Below are 16275 nucleotides of genomic sequence, written 5' to 3'. Positions count from 1 at the left end.
TCGAGCAGCTCTTCATCGTCTACCATGTCCGCTTTGTTCAGGAACACAACGATGAAAGGTACGCCAACCTGACGGGACAGCAGGATGTGCTCACGGGTCTGCGGCATGGGGCCGTCAGCTGCGGAGCAAACCAGGATCGCGCCGTCCATCTGCGCTGCACCAGTGATCATGTTCTTCACATAGTCAGCGTGGCCCGGGCAGTCTACGTGAGCGTAGTGGCGATTCGGGGAATCGTACTCAACGTGGGAAGTCGCAATAGTAATACCACGCGCCTTCTCTTCCGGTGCGTTATCGATCTGGTCGAAGGCACTCGCAGAGCCTGTACCCCAAACTTCGTGACATACACGGGTCAGGGCAGCAGTCAAAGTGGTTTTACCATGGTCAACGTGACCAATGGTGCCTACGTTCAAGTGCGGCTTATTACGCTCAAATTTAGATTTAGACACGGTTACACCTCTTCCTGTTTCTTAAGTCCTGGGGATCAACCCTTTTTAATGATCGCTTCGGCAATGTTCGAAGGTGCCTCTGAATAACCAGAGAACTCCATCGCATAGGACGCCCGGCCTTGCGTTGCAGAACGCAGGTCGGTGGCGTAACCGAACATTTCCGACAACGGAACCTCTGCACGGATGACCTTACCGGCAGGACCTTCGTCCATGCCCTGGATAACGCCGCGACGACGGTTCAGGTCGCCTACAACATCACCCATGTAATCTTCCGGCGTCACAACTTCAACACGCATGATCGGCTCGAGCAGTGCCGGGTTCGCCTCGAGGGCACCCTTCTTCATTGCCATGGAACCAGCGACCTTGAAGGCCATCTCGTTCGAGTCGACGTCGTGGTAGGAACCGTCGTACAGGGTTGCCTTGATACGCAGCAGCGGATAACCGGCCAGACAGCCGTTCTGCATCTGCTCTTCAATACCCTGCTGAACTGCCGGGATGTATTCCTTGGGAACAACACCACCAACAATCTCATTCACGAAGATAAAGTTTTCACCATCTTCATCATCCAGCGGCAACGGCTCAAGCTTGATCTTGACGTGACCGTACTGACCACGACCACCAGACTGACGCACGAATTTGCCTTCGACGTCTACCGACTTGCGAATGCGCTCACGGTAGGCCACCTGCGGCTTGCCGATGTTCGCCTCTACCTTGAACTCGCGACGCATGCGGTCAACGATGATGTCCAGGTGAAGCTCACCCATGCCAGAGATGATGGTCTGACCGGATTCTTCGTCGGTACGAACGCGGAACGACGGATCTTCCTGAGCCAGCTTACCCAGGGCAACGCCCATCTTTTCCTGGTCCGCCTTGGACTTCGGCTCAACAGCAACGGAGATTACCGGCTCCGGGAATTCCATGCGCTCGAGAATGATCTTGTGATTCTCGTCGCACAGGGTGTCACCGGTGGTTACGCTCTTCAGGCCGATCGCAGCAGCGATGTCGCCCGCCAGTACTTCTTTGATTTCCTGGCGATCCTTGGAGTGCATCTGAACCATACGACCGACGCGCTCTTTCTTGCCTTTGACCGAGTTGTAGACGGCATTACCGGACTCAAGCTTACCGGAGTAAACCCGGAAGAAGGTCAGCGTGCCCACAAACGGGTCTGTGGCGATCTTGAACGCCAGTGCCGCGAACGGCGCATCATCATCCGCCTCACGAAGCTCCTCGGTACCGTCTTCGTCAACTTCACCACGGATGGCCTTGACTTCGTCCGGCGCCGGCAGAAACTCAATAACGGAATCCAGAACCGCCTGGACACCCTTGTTCTTGAACGCAGAACCACAGGTAGCAACAACGATCTCGTTCGCCAGGGTACGCATACGCAGACCCTTCTTGATATCGTCGATGGAGAGCTCACCCTCTTCGAGGTACTTTTCCATCAACTCTTCGTTGGCTTCTGCAGCAGCTTCAACCATCTGCTCGCGGTACATGGCGACTTCGTCTTCCATTTCCGCGGGAACGTCTTTCTGCTCGTAAGTTGCGCCAGAGTCAGCTTCGTTCCAGTAGATAGCCTTGTTCCGGATCAGGTCAACGATACCGGCGAAGTTGTCTTCAGCACCGATCGGCAACTGGATGGGAACGCAGTTCGCACCGAGACGCTTTTTGATCTGCTCGACGACGCGCAGGAAGTTTGCACCGGCACGGTCCATCTTGTTGACGAACACCATGCGGGGAACTTCGTACTTGTTGGCCTGACGCCATACAGTCTCGGACTGCGGCTCAACACCGGAGGAACCACAGAACACGACAACCGCACCGTCGAGTACGCGCAGGGAGCGCTCTACTTCGATAGTGAAGTCAACGTGCCCCGGGGTGTCGATGATGTTGATCCGGTGCTCCGGGTACTGCTTGTCCATACCCTGCCAGAATGTCGTAGTCGCAGCAGAGGTGATGGTAATACCACGCTCCTGCTCCTGCTCCATCCAGTCCATGGTAGCTGCACCATCATGAACTTCACCGATCTTGTGGGAAATACCTGTATAGAACAGTACCCGCTCGGTGGTCGTGGTTTTGCCCGCATCAACGTGCGCACAAATACCAATGTTTCTGTAACGCTTGATAGGAGTCTTGCGTGCCACTGTATAAACCTCGGCTGATTAGAAACGGAAGTGAGAGAACGCCTTGTTGGCTTCTGCCATGCGGTGAACATCTTCACGCTTCTTAACAGCGGAGCCTTTGCTGTCAGCGGCGTCCAGGATTTCACCAGCCAGACGCTGAGCCATGGACTTCTCACCGCGCTTCCGTGAATATTCTACGAGCCAGCGCATTGCCAGCGCGTTCTGACGGGAAGGCCGTACTTCGACAGGCACCTGGTAAGTAGCACCACCAACACGACGGGACTTAACCTCAACCATCGGCTGGATGTTCTCCAGGGCCTTCTCGAACATGTCGATCGGCTCTTCTTTGGATTTCTCGGCAACAATATCCAGAGCGCCGTAAACAATGCGCTCTGCGGTAGACTTCTTGCCACTTTCCATCACGTGGTTGATGAACTTGGCAAGACGTGCACTGCCGAATTTCGGATCCGGGATAATTTCCCGTTTAGCTGCAACTCTTCTTCTAGGCATCGATAAGCCCTTATATATCTAAAAGGTCTTCAGGAACCCCTGAGATAGCAAATGCTACTCAGCCTTACTCTTACCGTTCTGACAAGCAACGATAAAAGACACCCGCTCGGGACATCAGGACTTGGGTCGTTTTGCACCGTACTTGGAGCGGCCCTGCTTACGGTTCTGTACACCCTGGGTGTCCAGCGTTCCGCGAACAGTGTGATAGCGCACACCCGGAAGGTCTTTTACTCGACCGCCACGGATAAGCACAACACTGTGCTCCTGAAGGTTGTGACCTTCACCACCAATGTATGAGGAAACCTCGTAGCCGTTGGTCAGACGAACACGGCACACTTTACGCAGTGCTGAGTTCGGCTTCTTCGGCGTTGTGGTATACACACGAGTGCACACACCACGGCGCTGAGGGCAGGCCTGGAGAGCAGGAACATCGCTCTTGGCTACCTTGCGCTTACGAGGCTTACGCACCAACTGATTAATCGTTGCCATGTAAGCAAACTCCAAAAAACCATATCAATGAAACTTACCCCCTGTGCAGGGGGTAAAATTTAAGGGACGCAAGTGTAAGCCTGCGCCCCCGGACAGTCAAGATGACTGGTCTCTTTTTGACCACCTCCCGGGTAGGTAACTACCCGGAGGCGGCGCGCCGTCTCAACTTAGCTTTCGCGGTTGAGCTCGGCACTCAGAGCTTCTTCCACGTCGGCCGCGGTTACGCCCTGCTCTTCCAGGTCACGCTTGCGACGACGCTCGTTGTGGTATGCCAGACCGGTACCGGCCGGAATCAGTCGACCAACCACAACGTTTTCCTTCAGGCCGCGCAGGTAATCACGCTTACCGGTAACCGCACCTTCGGTGAGTACCCGGGTAGTTTCCTGGAACGAAGCCGCAGAAATGAACGACTCGGTGGCCAGGGAAGCCTTGGTGATACCCAGCAGCAGACGCTCGAACCGTGCAGGCTCTTTGTCGGCGGCATCGGCCTTCTCGTTTTCTTCCAGCACCTGGGTGATTTCCACCTGGTCGCCGGAAAGCAGAGTGGTATCGCCGGGATCGGTGATTTCCACTTTCCGCAGCATCTGACGAACGATAACCTCAATGTGTTTATCGTTGATGACAACACCCTGCAGACGGTAAACGTCCTGGATTTCGTTGGTGATGTACTTGGCCAGTTCCACCACACCCAGCAGACGCAGAATATCGTGCGGGTTGGACGGACCGTCCGAGATTACCTCACCCTTCTCAACGGTCTCGCCTTCGAAGACGTTGAGCTGACGGTGCTTCGGAATCAGAACTTCGTATGCATCCCCATCCTTCGGTGTGATAACCAGACGCTTCTTGCCCTTGGTTTCCTTGCCGAACGAGACCATACCGCTGATTTCAGCCAGGATGGAGGATTCCTTCGGACGACGAGCCTCGAACAGGTCGGCAACCCGCGGCAGACCACCGGTGATATCCCGGGTCTTGGAGCTTTCCTGCGGGATCCGTGCTACCACGTCACCCAGTTCGATCCGCGCGCCGTTGGCCATAGTGACCAGAGCGTTTGCCGGCAGGAAGAAGATCGCGGTACCGCCACCTGGCAGCTCCACTTCTTCACCCTTCTCATCAATGAGCTGGATCGCCGGACGAATGTCCTTACCAGCTGCAGGACGCTCCTTGGAGTCGATGACCTCCATGGTGGACAGGCCCGTCAATTCGTCGGTCTGGGTGCGGACAGTGATGCCCTGGTCCATGTTGACGAATTTCGCGGTACCACCAGCCTCGGCGATGATCGGGTGGGTGTGCGGATCCCACTTGGCAACCACAACGCCCGCTTCAACCGCATCACCGTGCTTGACGGATAGAACAGCACCGTATGGCAGCTTGTACCATTCACGCTCACGACCCTGGTCATCGGCAATGGCCAACGCGGAGGAACGGGAAATCACCACCAGAGTACCGTCGGCCTTCTCGATCGACTTCATATTGTGCAGACGGACGGTACCGCCATGCTTGACCTGGATATTGTCCACCGCGGACGCCCGGCTGGCCGCACCACCAATGTGGAAGGTACGCATAGTCAGCTGGGTACCCGGCTCACCGATGGACTGCGCAGCGATAACGCCCACAGCTTCACCGACGTTAACCTCGTGACCACGGGCCAGATCACGGCCGTAGCACTTGGAGCAGATACCGTGGCGGGTTTCACAGGTGATCGCAGAGCGAACCCAGACTTCATCCACACCGGCCCGCTCGAGGGTTTCAACGGCCTTCTCGTCCAGCAGAGTGCCGGCTTCGATAACGGCGTTATCCTTGTCGGTCGGAGTAAACGCATCACGGGCGGTCACACGACCCAGAACCCGGTCACCCAGCGGTACTACAACGTCGCCACCTTCGATGTGCGGCGTCATCAGCAGACCTTCGTCGGTACCACAGTCAGGCTCGGTAACGACCAGATCCTGGGAGACATCTACCAGACGACGGGTCAGGTAACCGGAGTTCGCGGTCTTCAGAGCGGTATCCGCCAGACCCTTACGGGCACCGTGAGTGGAGATGAAGTACTGGAGTACGTTCAGACCTTCACGGAAGTTCGCAGTGATCGGCGTTTCGATAATAGAGCCGTCCGGCTTGGCCATAAGGCCACGCATACCGGCCAGCTGACGGATCTGGGCCGCGGAACCCCGGGCGCCGGAATCGGCCATCATGTAAACCGAGTTGAACGACTCCTGCATCAGGTATTCGCCGTCCTCGCCCTTCACCGGTTGTCCGTCAGGCCCGATAACCTGCTCCTTCGCCAGACGCTCCATCATGGCTTTGGAAACTTTATCGTTGGCACGTGACCAGATGTCGATAACCTTGTTGTACTTCTCGCCCTGGGTCAGCAGACCGGACGCGTACTGGGTTTCGATATCCTTCACCTCAGCGGATGCGGCATCAACCAGCTCGTACTTCTCCGGCGGAATCTCGAAATCGTTGAAACCAATAGAGATACCGGAAACGGTCGCATAGTGATAACCCATGTACATCAACTGATCCGCGAAGATGACGGTGTCTTTCAGACCGGCATCACGGTAGCAGGTGTTGATCAGGTTAGAGATTGCCTTCTTGACCATCGGCTTGTTGACCAGCTCGTAGGACAGGCCATCAGGCACGATGTCAAACAGCAGAGCACGACCAACCGTGGTATCAACAATCTTGTATTGCTCGGTACGGGAGCCATCTTCGGCAATCGCCACTTCCTTCACGCGAACCTTGACGATCGCCTGAAGGTCGACCTTGCCAGCGCCGTAGGCACGATGCGCCTCTTTGACGTCGGCAAACACCATACCCTCACCCAGGGCGCTCTTGCGCTCACGGGTCATGTAGTACAGGCCGAGTACCACGTCCTGGGACGGCACGATAATCGGCTCGCCGTTGGCCGGCGACAGCACGTTGTTGGTGGACATCATCAGCGCACGGGCTTCGAGCTGGGCTTCCAGGGTCAGCGGTACGTGAACCGCCATCTGGTCGCCGTCAAAGTCGGCGTTGTAGGCCGCACACACCAGCGGATGCAGCTGGATCGCCTTGCCTTCGATCAGAACCGGCTCGAATGCCTGGATACCCAGACGGTGCAGGGTCGGCGCACGGTTCAGCATGATCGGATGCTCACGGATGACTTCGTCCAGGATATCCCAGACCACGCCTTCCTCGCGCTCGACCATCTTCTTGGCGGCCTTGATGGTGGTCGCCAGGCCGCGGTGCTCCAACTTGGAGAAAATAAACGGCTTGAACAATTCCAGTGCCATCTTCTTTGGCAGACCACACTGGTGCAGGCGCAGGTACGGACCGACCACGATCACTGAACGACCGGAGTAGTCCACACGCTTACCAAGCAGGTTCTGACGGAAACGACCCTGCTTACCCTTGATCATGTCAGCCAGGGACTTCAGCGGGCGCTTGTTGGTGCCGGTAATGGCCCGGCCACGGCGCCCGTTGTCCAGCAGCGCGTCAACGGCTTCCTGCAGCATCCGTTTCTCGTTACGCACGATGATATCCGGAGCGTTCAGCTCCAGCAGGCGCTTGAGACGGTTGTTCCGGTTGATCACCCGACGGTAAAGATCGTTCAGATCAGAGGTCGCGAAGCGGCCACCGTCCAGCGGTACCAGCGGGCGCAGATCCGGCGGAAGCACCGGCAGCACGGTCATGACCATGTCGCCTGGCTTGTTGCCGGAATACAGGAACGCCTCAAGAATTTTCAGACGCTTGCTGAACTTCTTGATCTTGGTTTCGGAGTTGGTCTGCGGAATCTCCTCACGCAGGGCATCGACCTCTTCCTGCAGATCAATACCTTCAAGGAGCTCCTTGACCGCTTCGGCACCCATGCGGGCGTCGAACTCGTCGCCGAATTCTTCCAGGGCTTCATAGTACTGCTCATCGTTCAGCAGCTGGCCCTTCTCCAGGGTGGTCATCCCCGGATCGATAACAATAAAGGATTCGAAGTACAGGACCCGCTCGATATCGCGCAGGGTCATGTCCAGCATCAGACCGATACGGGACGGCAGTGACTTCAGGAACCAGATGTGCGCGACCGGGCTGGCCAGCTCAATATGGCCCATGCGCTCACGGCGGACACTGGCCAGCGCAACCTCAACGCCACACTTCTCGCAGATAACACCGCGATGCTTGAGGCGTTTGTATTTACCGCACAGACACTCGTAGTCCTTGATCGGGCCGAAGATCTTGGCACAGAAAAGACCGTCGCGCTCCGGCTTGAAGGTACGGTAGTTAATGGTCTCAGGCTTCTTCACTTCGCCAAAGGACCAGGAACGGATCATGTCAGGCGACGCCAGGCCAATACGGATGGCGTCGAATTCCTTGCTTTGGTTCTGGCTCTTGAGAAGATTCAGCAAATCTTTCATCAGTAAAAGCTCCGGATGGCGTTAATCTCGGGCGGGCACTGGTCGTGCCCGCTCACGCTGCCAAAAACAATTCGGCTCACTCGGATTCCAGCTCGATGTCGATACCCAGCGAGCGGATTTCCTTGACAAGAACGTTGAAGGATTCGGGCATGCCCGGCTCCATCCGATGATCGCCATCGACAATGTTCTTGTACATCTTGGTCCGACCGTTCACGTCATCAGACTTGACGGTGAGCATCTCCTGCAGCGTGTAAGCTGCACCGTAGGCCTCGAGAGCCCACACTTCCATCTCACCGAAGCGCTGGCCACCGAACTGCGCCTTACCACCCAGCGGTTGCTGGGTAACCAGGCTGTAAGAGCCGGTGGAACGAGCGTGCATCTTGTCGTCGATCAGGTGGTTCAGCTTCAGGATGTACATGTAGCCAACCGTTACCGGGCGGTCGAACATATCACCAGTACGACCGTCATACAGCATGGTCTGACCGGTAGTGCTCAGTCCCGCAAGCTCAAGCATGCGCTTGACCTCGGCTTCCTTGGCACCGTCGAATACCGGCGTTGCCATGGGCACACCGCCGCGAAGGTTGTGGCACATCTCCAGGATTTCCTTGTCGGACAGGGAATCCAGGTCCACCTTGAACACTTCGTCTGAGTGATTGTAGATCTCATCCAGCAGCTTGCGTAATTCAGCCACCTTGCGCTGCTCGTCCAGCATCTGGCTGATACGCTCACCCAGACCCTTGGCTGCAGCACCCAGATGAGTCTCAAGCACCTGACCTACGTTCATCCGCGAGGGGACACCCAGCGGGTTCAGAACCACGTCAACCGTGTTGCCGTGCTCGTCGTAAGGCATGTCTTCGATCGGCATCACCGAGGAAATAACACCCTTGTTACCGTGACGACCGGCCATCTTGTCACCCGGCTGGATACGACGCTTGATAGCCAGGTATACCTTGACGATCTTCAGTACGCCCGGTGCGAGGTCGTCGCCCTGCTGAAGCTTGCCTTTCTTGTCGTCAAAGCGCGCTTCGTGTTCCTTCTTGCGGTCTTCCAGACCCTGCTCGGATTTCTCCAGCAGCTCGTTCAGGCTCTCATCTTTCATCCGGAGCTTGAACCAGTCAGAACGCGGCAGCTCGGCCAGGTAGCTCTCTTCGAGCGTGGCGCCCTTCTTCAGACCCGGCCCACTGATCACTTCCTGCCCTTTCAACGCACTGTTCAGACGCTCGAATGTCGCACCTTCAACAATCCGGTACTCGTCTTTCAGATCCTTGCGATACTGGTCCAGCTGCTCTTTCTCGATGGACTGGGCACGCTGATCCTTCTCGATACCGTCGCGGGTAAAGACCTGCACGTCGATAACGGTGCCGCGGGTGCCAGTCGGCACGCGGGAGGAGGTGTCCTTAACATCGGACGCCTTCTCACCAAAGATGGCACGCAGCAGCTTCTCCTCAGGCGTCAGCTGGGTCTCACCCTTCGGTGTGACCTTGCCTACCAGAATGTCACCGGGGCCCACTTCAGCACCAATGTAAACAATACCGGACTCATCCAGCTTGGACAGCGCACTTTCACCAACGTTCGGAATATCCGCGGTGATTTCTTCGCTACCCAGCTTGGTGTCCCGAGCCACACAGGTCAGTTCCTGAATGTGGATGGTGGTCAGGCGATCTTCCTGCACCACTTTCTCGGAAATGAGGATGGAGTCCTCAAAGTTGTAACCGTTCCAGGGCATGAACGCGATGCGCATGTTCTGCCCCAGTGCCAGCTCACCCAGATCCACAGAGGGACCGTCTGCCAGCACGTCGCCACGGGCAATAATATCGCCCTGACGCACGATGGAGCGCTGGTTGATACAGGTGTTCTGGTTCGAACGGGTGTACTTGGTCAGGTTGTAGATATCCACACCTGCATCACCCGCTTCGGTTTCCTCGTTATTGACACGAACCACGATGCGCGAAGCGTCAACGCTTTCGATCACACCGCCGCGGCGAGCCGATACACAGACGCCAGAGTCTTGGGCAACCGTACGCTCAACACCGGTTCCTACCAGGGGAACCTGGGCTTTGAGTGTCGGAACCGCCTGACGCTGCATGTTCGCACCCATCAGTGCCCGGTTGGCGTCGTCATGCTCCAGGAACGGGATCAGGGATGCCGCGACCGATACTACCTGGCGCGGAGATACATCCATGAAGTTAACGCTCTCCGGCGGAGTAACGGTAAATTCGTTCTGGTGGCGAACGGTAACCAGTTCGTCGGTCAGACGCTTGGTCTTCTCGTCCATGGCAGCACTGGCCTGGGCGATGACGTAGTTGCTCTCCTCGATAGCGGACAGGTAAACCACTTCATCGGTTACCACGCCGTTCTCAACTTTCCGGTACGGACTCTCGAGGAAACCGTAGGAGTTGGAGCGCGCGTAAGTCGCCAGCGAGTTGATAAGACCGATGTTCGGACCTTCCGGCGTCTCGATTGGGCATACGCGACCGTAGTGGGTCGGGTGTACGTCACGAACCTCAAAGCCTGCACGCTCACGGGTCAGACCACCTGGGCCCAACGCAGAGATACGACGCTTGTGCGTGACCTCGGACAACGGGTTGTTCTGGTCCATGAACTGCGACAGCTGGCTTGAGCCGAAGAATTCTTTAACCGCGGCTGCTACCGGCTTGGCGTTAATCAGGTCCTGCGGCATCAGCCCTTCGCTTTCAGCAAGGCTCAGACGCTCACGAACCGCTCGCTCAACCCGAACCAGGCCAACGCGGAACTGGTTTTCGGCCATTTCGCCAACGCAGCGAACACGACGGTTACCCAGGTTATCGATATCGTCCACATTGCCCTGGCCGTTACGTATGTCGATCAGGGTCTTGAGAACGTCGATGATGTCTTCGTGGGTCAGGGTGCCCTCACCTGTGCTTTCTTCACGGCGCAGACGGCGGTTCAGCTTCATCCGGCCAACCGCAGACAGGTCATAGCGCTCTTCAGAGAAGAACAGGTTATTAAACAGGTTCTCAGCCGACTCCTTGGTGGGCGGCTCACCCGGGCGCATCATCCGGTAGATCTCAACCAGCGCTTCGAGCGGCGTGCGAGTCGGATCGATACGCAGGGTGTCAGACATGAACGGACCACAGTCCAGATCGTTGGTGTAAAGGGTTTCGATATCCTTCACGCCAGCGTCGAGAATCTTGGTGACCAGCTCTTCTGTCAGCTCGGAGTTACACTCCACCAGGACTTCACCGGAACCCTGATCGATCATGTCTTTCGCCAGTACACGGCCGTACAGGTACTCGGTCGGCACCTCAAGCTCGTTGATGCCGGCTTTTTCCAACTGCTTGATGTGGCGGGCCGTAATCCGGCGACCTTCTTCGACAATCACGTTACCGTCATTGTCCTTGATATCGAAGGTCGCGATGTCGCCACGCAGACGGCTCGGCACCAGCTCCAGCTTGCACACTTCCGCGCCCAGGCTGAATTTACTGGTTTCGAAGAACATCTCCAGCATCTGCTCGGAGGTGTAGCCCAGGGCACGCAACAGAATGGATGCCGGAAGCTTACGACGACGGTCGATACGAACGAACACGGAGTCCTTCGGATCAAACTCGAAGTCCAGCCAGGAACCACGGTAAGGAATCACCCGGGCAGAATACAGTAGCTTGCCGGAGGAATGGGTCTTGCCCTTGTCGTGATCGAAGAACACACCCGGAGACCGGTGGAGCTGGGAAACAATAACGCGCTCGGTACCGTTGATAACGAAGGTACCGTTCTCGGTCATCAGGGGCATCTCGCCCATGTAGACTTCCTGCTCTTTAATGTCCTTGATCGCCTTGTTGGACGATTCCTTATCGTAAATGATAAGGCGGACCTTCACCCGCAGCGGCGCTGCATAGGTTACGCCCCTAAGCTGGCATTCCTTGACATCAAAAACCGGCTCGCCAATACGATAGCTCACGTATTCGAGCGCGGCATTGCCAGAGTAACTGACAATCGGGAATACGGATTTGAATGCTGCGTGAAGACCGGTTTCCCGGCGGTCTTCAGGAGCGGCTTCCATTTGGAGGAAGTCCCGGAACGAATCCAGCTGAATAGACAGCAAATAGGGGACGTCCATCACGGAAGGCAATTTACTAAAATCTTTGCGAATCCGCTTTTTCTCAGTGTAGGAGTAAGTCATCTGCATTCCCCAGCTTTAGACCTGATACCTGGTATCAAGAAGCAACCAATGTTCTGCTTCGGGGCCGAATTGCTCGGCTTATCGCGCCGTCTTGAACAAGACTCTGGCTGTAGGTTATAGATCTGACATCAACCTGCAATTGCTCACCAGACTCTATAGCATATACAACAGAAAAAGGCCGGTGGCCCAAAGCCACCAGCCTGTCCATGCTTATCGCACGGTTTCGATCAACAGCCGACTCTTACTTGAGCTCAACAGAAGCGCCTGCTTCCTCAAGCTTCTTCTTGGCTTCTTCAGCGTCGTCTTTGCTAGCTGCTTCCTTGATAACGGAAGGAGCGCTGTCGACCATTTCCTTGGCTTCTTTCAGACCCAGGCCAGTCAGTTCACGAACGGCCTTGATTACGTTTACTTTCTTCTCACCAGGACCGGTAAGTACAACGTCAAACTCGGTCTGCTCTTCAGCAGCGGCTTCGCCACCACCAGCAGCTGCCGGCGCAGCAGCAACGGCTGCAGCGGCAGAAACACCGAATTTTTCTTCCATTGCTTCAACCAGCGCAACTACGTCCATTACGCTCATTTCAGCGATTGCGTTCAAAATGTCTTCGTTAGACAGAGCCATGACTTTCTCCCAAAAATATAAAAAATGGTGTTCAACAGAATCAAGCAGCTTCTTGCTTCTGGTCGCGAACTGCCGCTACAGCACGAGTCACTTTCGAAGGAACTTCGTTCAGTGTCCGTGCCAGCTTGGTGATCGGTGCCTGTGTTACTGCGGCCAGCATTGTCAGCGCTTCGTGACGTGTTGGCAGCTTGGCAAGACGGTCGATCTGGTCTGCACCCATCAGCTCTCCGCCGACGGCCAGTGCCTTAATCTCGAACGCCTCTTTCTCTTTGGCAAAATCCTTCAACAGACGCGCTGCCGCGCCCGGATCTTCCATAGAGAATGCCAGAATGGTCGGGCCGACCAGGGCTTCGTCGATGCACTCGAACTCGGTACCGCGAATCGCGATCTTCGCCAGGTTGTTACGAACAACCTTCAGACGCACGTTTTCGGCACGAGCCTTGGCACGAAGCGCCGTCATGTCACCAGAGGTAACACCACGGTAGTCAGCCATAACCACAGACAGAGCACCACCGGCAGTCTCGTTGACTTCAGCGACGATCGCTTTCTTGTCTTCGAGTCTAATTGCCACTGGATTTCTCCTCGATTTCGCCGGGTCTTCCCGGCAAACCCACATATACCCCTCGCGGGGCTCCTAACGGTGTTTGGGTTCAGAGAGAACGTCTTCACACCGTCTGCGCAGGCGTTGCTTTAACCCTTGCAGCACTTCCAGTCAGACCGAAAGTGCTTCGGGGGCCTGCGGTCTTTGACAGCCTTGGCTTCCGCCCAGACTACAAAGTAACCACCGATCAAAGGATCAAATAGCGAGACCGCTCTGATCGATAGTCAGGCCAGGACCCATAGTCGAGGAAATGGTGATCTTTTTGAGATACACACCTTTCGCCGACGACGGCTTGGCCTTTTTCAGATCTGCTACCAGAGCTTCAAGGTTTTCCTTGATGTTCTGCGCAGAGAATTCAACGTTACCCAGCGGAGCGTGGATAATGCCGTTCTTGTCGGTGCGGTAACGAACCTGACCGGCCTTGGCGTTCTTGACCGCAGTCTCGACGTCAGGAGTCACAGTACCCACCTTCGGGTTCGGCATCAGGCCACGGGGACCAAGAATCTGGCCCAGCTGACCAACAACACGCATGGCGTCCGGAGTGGCGATAACCACGTCGAAATCCATGTTGCCTTTCTTAACTTCGTCCGCCAGATCGTCCATGCCTACAACGTCTGCACCAGCAGCCGTTGCTTTCTCGGCATTGGCGCCCTGGGTAAATACAGCGACGCGAACGGTCTTGCCGGTGCCGTGAGGCAGAACAGTGCTGCTACGGACAACCTGGTCGGATTTACGTGCGTCAACGCCCAGATTGACGGCTACGTCGACAGACTCTTTGAACTTCACGTTCTGGCCCAGCTCAACCAGCAGTGCAACTGCTTCGTCGACAGAGTAGGAACGAGTAGAGTCTACCTTTTCACGAATAAGCTTCTGACGCTTGCTCAGCTTCGCCATGTTACAGGCCCTCCACGTTCAGGCCCATGCTGCGGGCTGTTCCTGCAATGGTACGTACCGCTGCGTCCATATCGGCTGCAGTCAGGTCCGGCTCTTTGGTCTTGGCAATTTCTTCAAGCTGCTCGCGGGTCACGGTACCGACTTTCTCGGTATTCGGACGACCGGAGCCACTCTTGATGCCAGCGGCCTTCAGGAGAAGAACCGGTGCAGGCGGAGTCTTGGTAATAAAGGTAAAGCTGCGATCACTGTAAACGGTGATCACGGTCGGAATCGGCAGACCAGGCTCCATGTCCTGAGTCTGGGCGTTGAACGCCTTGCAGAATTCCATGATGTTTACGCCGCGCTGACCCAGTGCAGGACCAACGGGGGGACTCGGGTTGGCCTTGCCGGCAGCAACCTGAAGCTTGATGTACGCTTCAATTTTCTTTGCCATGATAGATCTCCTGTGGGTTCAAACGCCTCTCGGCTCCCCGTTTTTACAACTGCTAAGAGCAGACACAAAAAGCCCGCGTCGCTTGAGCGCGCGAGCTTTCAGCTTTCCCGTTACCGGTCAGTCTTTTTCGACCTGCCCAAACTCCAGCTCTACCGGAGTTGAACGACCAAAGATCAGAACGGCAACCTTGACCCGACTCTTGTCGTAGTCAACTTCCTCAACCACACCATTGAAGTCCGCAAAAGGACCTTCAACAACGCGAACAATCTCACCCGGCTCGAACAGCGTCTTCGGCTTGGGCTTGTCTGCACCGCTTTCGACTCGACGAAGGATCGCTTCCGCTTCCTTTTCGGTGATCGGTGCAGGCTTATCCTTGGTACCACCAATAAAACCAAGAACACGCGGGGTGTTCTTCACAAGGTGCCACGTCGCATCGTCCATTTCCATCTGGACCAGTACGTACCCGGGATAGAATTTGCGCTCACTCTTGCGCTTCTTCCCTTCTCGCATTTCGACGACTTCCTCGGTCGGAACCAGGATCTCGCCGAAACGGTCTTCCATCTCGTGCAGCGCAACGCGCTCCCTGAGAGTGCGCATCACCTGCTTTTCGAAGCCAGAATACGCATGAACGACGTACCAGCGCTTAGCCATTGCCCACTCCTGTTAACCGATAAACCCGGCGACCAGCCAGCTGATCAACGAATCCATACCCCACAACAACAGAGCCACAACGAGCACAAACACCACAACAATCGCTGTCGTCTGCACGAGCTCGGGCCTGGTGGGCCATACCACTTTCCGGATCTCGACTCTCGCCTCCTTCAGCAGCGTCGCGAAGCGACGACCACGGTCGGTCTGGAGGGCAACAAGCGCCGCCACAATTGCGAGACCTACAAGAGCCAGAACCCGATACAGCAGAGACTCGGCACTATAATACTGATTCCCCACCACACCGATGGCGATCAGAACGAAAACAACCAGCCACTTCACGAAATCGAAACGGCTGGCTGACTGAACGGCTTTTGACTCCATAGGAATCAACTTATGTATCCGGATGTTAAAAAATGGCAGGCCAGGAGGGAATCGAACCCCCAACCTGCGGTTTTGGAGACCGCTGCTCTGCCAATTGAGCTACTGGCCTGCACCGAAACAACTCAGTGCACTTACTCTCGAGTCTATTACTCGATAATCTTGGAGACTACGCCGGCACCAACGGTACGGCCGCCTTCACGAATCGCGAAGCGCAGGCCATCTTCCATGGCGATCGGAGCAATCAGGGTAACACTCATCTTGACGTTGTCACCCGGCATAACCATTTCCACACCTTCCGGCAGTTCGCAAGAACCGGTCACGTCGGTGGTACGGAAGTAGAACTGCGGACGGTAGCCCTTGAAGAACGGAGTATGACGGCCGCCTTCTTCTTTGGACAGTACGTACACTTCGCACTCGAACTTGGTGTGCGGAGTGATGGAACCCGGAACCGCCAGAACCTGACCACGCTCAACGTCGTCACGCTTGGTGCCACGCAGCAGCGCACCAATGTTCTCACCGGCACGACCTTCGTCCAGCAGCTTGCGGAACATCTCAACACCAGTACAAGTAGTCTTCACGGTATCCTTGATACC

The 16275-nt window shown here is 56.1% G+C and carries 13 protein-coding genes and 1 tRNA gene; all 14 read right to left on the bottom strand.

The genetic code is table 11. The features are described 5' to 3' along the window. On the bottom strand, window positions 1-446 hold a 446-nt coding region (locus BM035_RS21145), incomplete at its 3' end, for a GTP-binding protein (protein WP_139216087.1). 35 nt (window positions 447-481) lie between these two features. After that, complete coding sequence (gene fusA / locus BM035_RS21140) at window positions 482-2587, bottom strand: elongation factor G (RefSeq protein WP_008174849.1); 2106 nt, start codon at window positions 2585-2587, stop codon at window positions 482-484. Window positions 2588-2605: 18 nt separating this feature from the next. Then, window positions 2606-3076 carry a 30S ribosomal protein S7 gene (gene rpsG, locus BM035_RS21135; protein ID WP_008174847.1) on the bottom strand — a complete coding sequence of 157 codons (471 nt, stop codon included), beginning with the start codon at window positions 3074-3076 and terminating at the stop codon, window positions 2606-2608. A 114-nt stretch (window positions 3077-3190) separates the two neighbouring features. After that, on the bottom strand, window positions 3191-3565 hold the full coding sequence (gene rpsL / locus BM035_RS21130) for a 30S ribosomal protein S12 (protein ID WP_008174844.1): 375 nt from the start codon (window positions 3563-3565) through the stop codon (window positions 3191-3193). A 167-nt stretch (window positions 3566-3732) separates the two neighbouring features. Further along, window positions 3733-7947, bottom strand: coding sequence for a DNA-directed RNA polymerase subunit beta' (rpoC, locus tag BM035_RS21125; protein ID WP_008174840.1), 4215 nt, complete (start codon window positions 7945-7947; stop codon window positions 3733-3735). Between the two features lie 76 nt (window positions 7948-8023). Beyond that, the gene (rpoB, locus tag BM035_RS21120; RefSeq protein ID WP_008174839.1) at window positions 8024-12103 is read right to left on the bottom strand and encodes a DNA-directed RNA polymerase subunit beta; all 4080 of its coding nucleotides are present in this window, start codon (window positions 12101-12103) and stop codon (window positions 8024-8026) included. Window positions 12104-12344: 241 nt separating this feature from the next. Beyond that, window positions 12345-12722 (bottom strand): 50S ribosomal protein L7/L12, encoded by a 378-nt coding sequence (gene rplL, locus BM035_RS21115; protein WP_008174836.1) that lies wholly within the window; start codon window positions 12720-12722, stop codon window positions 12345-12347. A 40-nt stretch (window positions 12723-12762) separates the two neighbouring features. Then, on the bottom strand, window positions 12763-13293 hold the full coding sequence (gene rplJ, locus BM035_RS21110; RefSeq protein ID WP_008174835.1) for a 50S ribosomal protein L10: 531 nt from the start codon (window positions 13291-13293) through the stop codon (window positions 12763-12765). Window positions 13294-13518: 225 nt separating this feature from the next. Next, window positions 13519-14217: a 50S ribosomal protein L1 gene (gene rplA / locus BM035_RS21105; protein ID WP_008174833.1), complete on the bottom strand. Its 699-nt coding sequence runs from the start codon at window positions 14215-14217 to the stop codon at window positions 13519-13521. Window position 14218: 1 nt separating this feature from the next. Then, the gene (gene rplK, locus BM035_RS21100) at window positions 14219-14650 is read right to left on the bottom strand and encodes a 50S ribosomal protein L11 (protein ID WP_008174831.1); all 432 of its coding nucleotides are present in this window, start codon (window positions 14648-14650) and stop codon (window positions 14219-14221) included. A gap of 117 nt (window positions 14651-14767) precedes the next feature. Beyond that, the gene (nusG, locus tag BM035_RS21095; protein ID WP_008174829.1) at window positions 14768-15301 is read right to left on the bottom strand and encodes a transcription termination/antitermination protein NusG; all 534 of its coding nucleotides are present in this window, start codon (window positions 15299-15301) and stop codon (window positions 14768-14770) included. A gap of 12 nt (window positions 15302-15313) precedes the next feature. After that, a complete protein-coding gene (secE, locus tag BM035_RS21090) occupies window positions 15314-15682 on the bottom strand; it encodes a preprotein translocase subunit SecE (protein WP_008174826.1) in 369 nt (122 codons plus the stop codon). A 33-nt stretch (window positions 15683-15715) separates the two neighbouring features. After that, window positions 15716-15791, bottom strand: a tRNA-Trp gene (locus BM035_RS21085). Window positions 15792-15828: 37 nt separating this feature from the next. Beyond that, the coding region (locus BM035_RS21080) for an EF-Tu C-terminal domain-related protein (RefSeq protein ID WP_368073302.1) at window positions 15829-16275 on the bottom strand (447 nt) is incomplete at its 5' end.

Origin of the sequence: Marinobacter sp. DSM 26671 (genome assembly GCF_900112835.1) — a bacterium.
In the GTDB taxonomy this organism is placed as follows: Bacteria; Pseudomonadota; Gammaproteobacteria; order Pseudomonadales; family Oleiphilaceae; genus Marinobacter; species Marinobacter flavimaris.
This window is presented reverse-complemented; position numbering and strand designations above follow the sequence as displayed.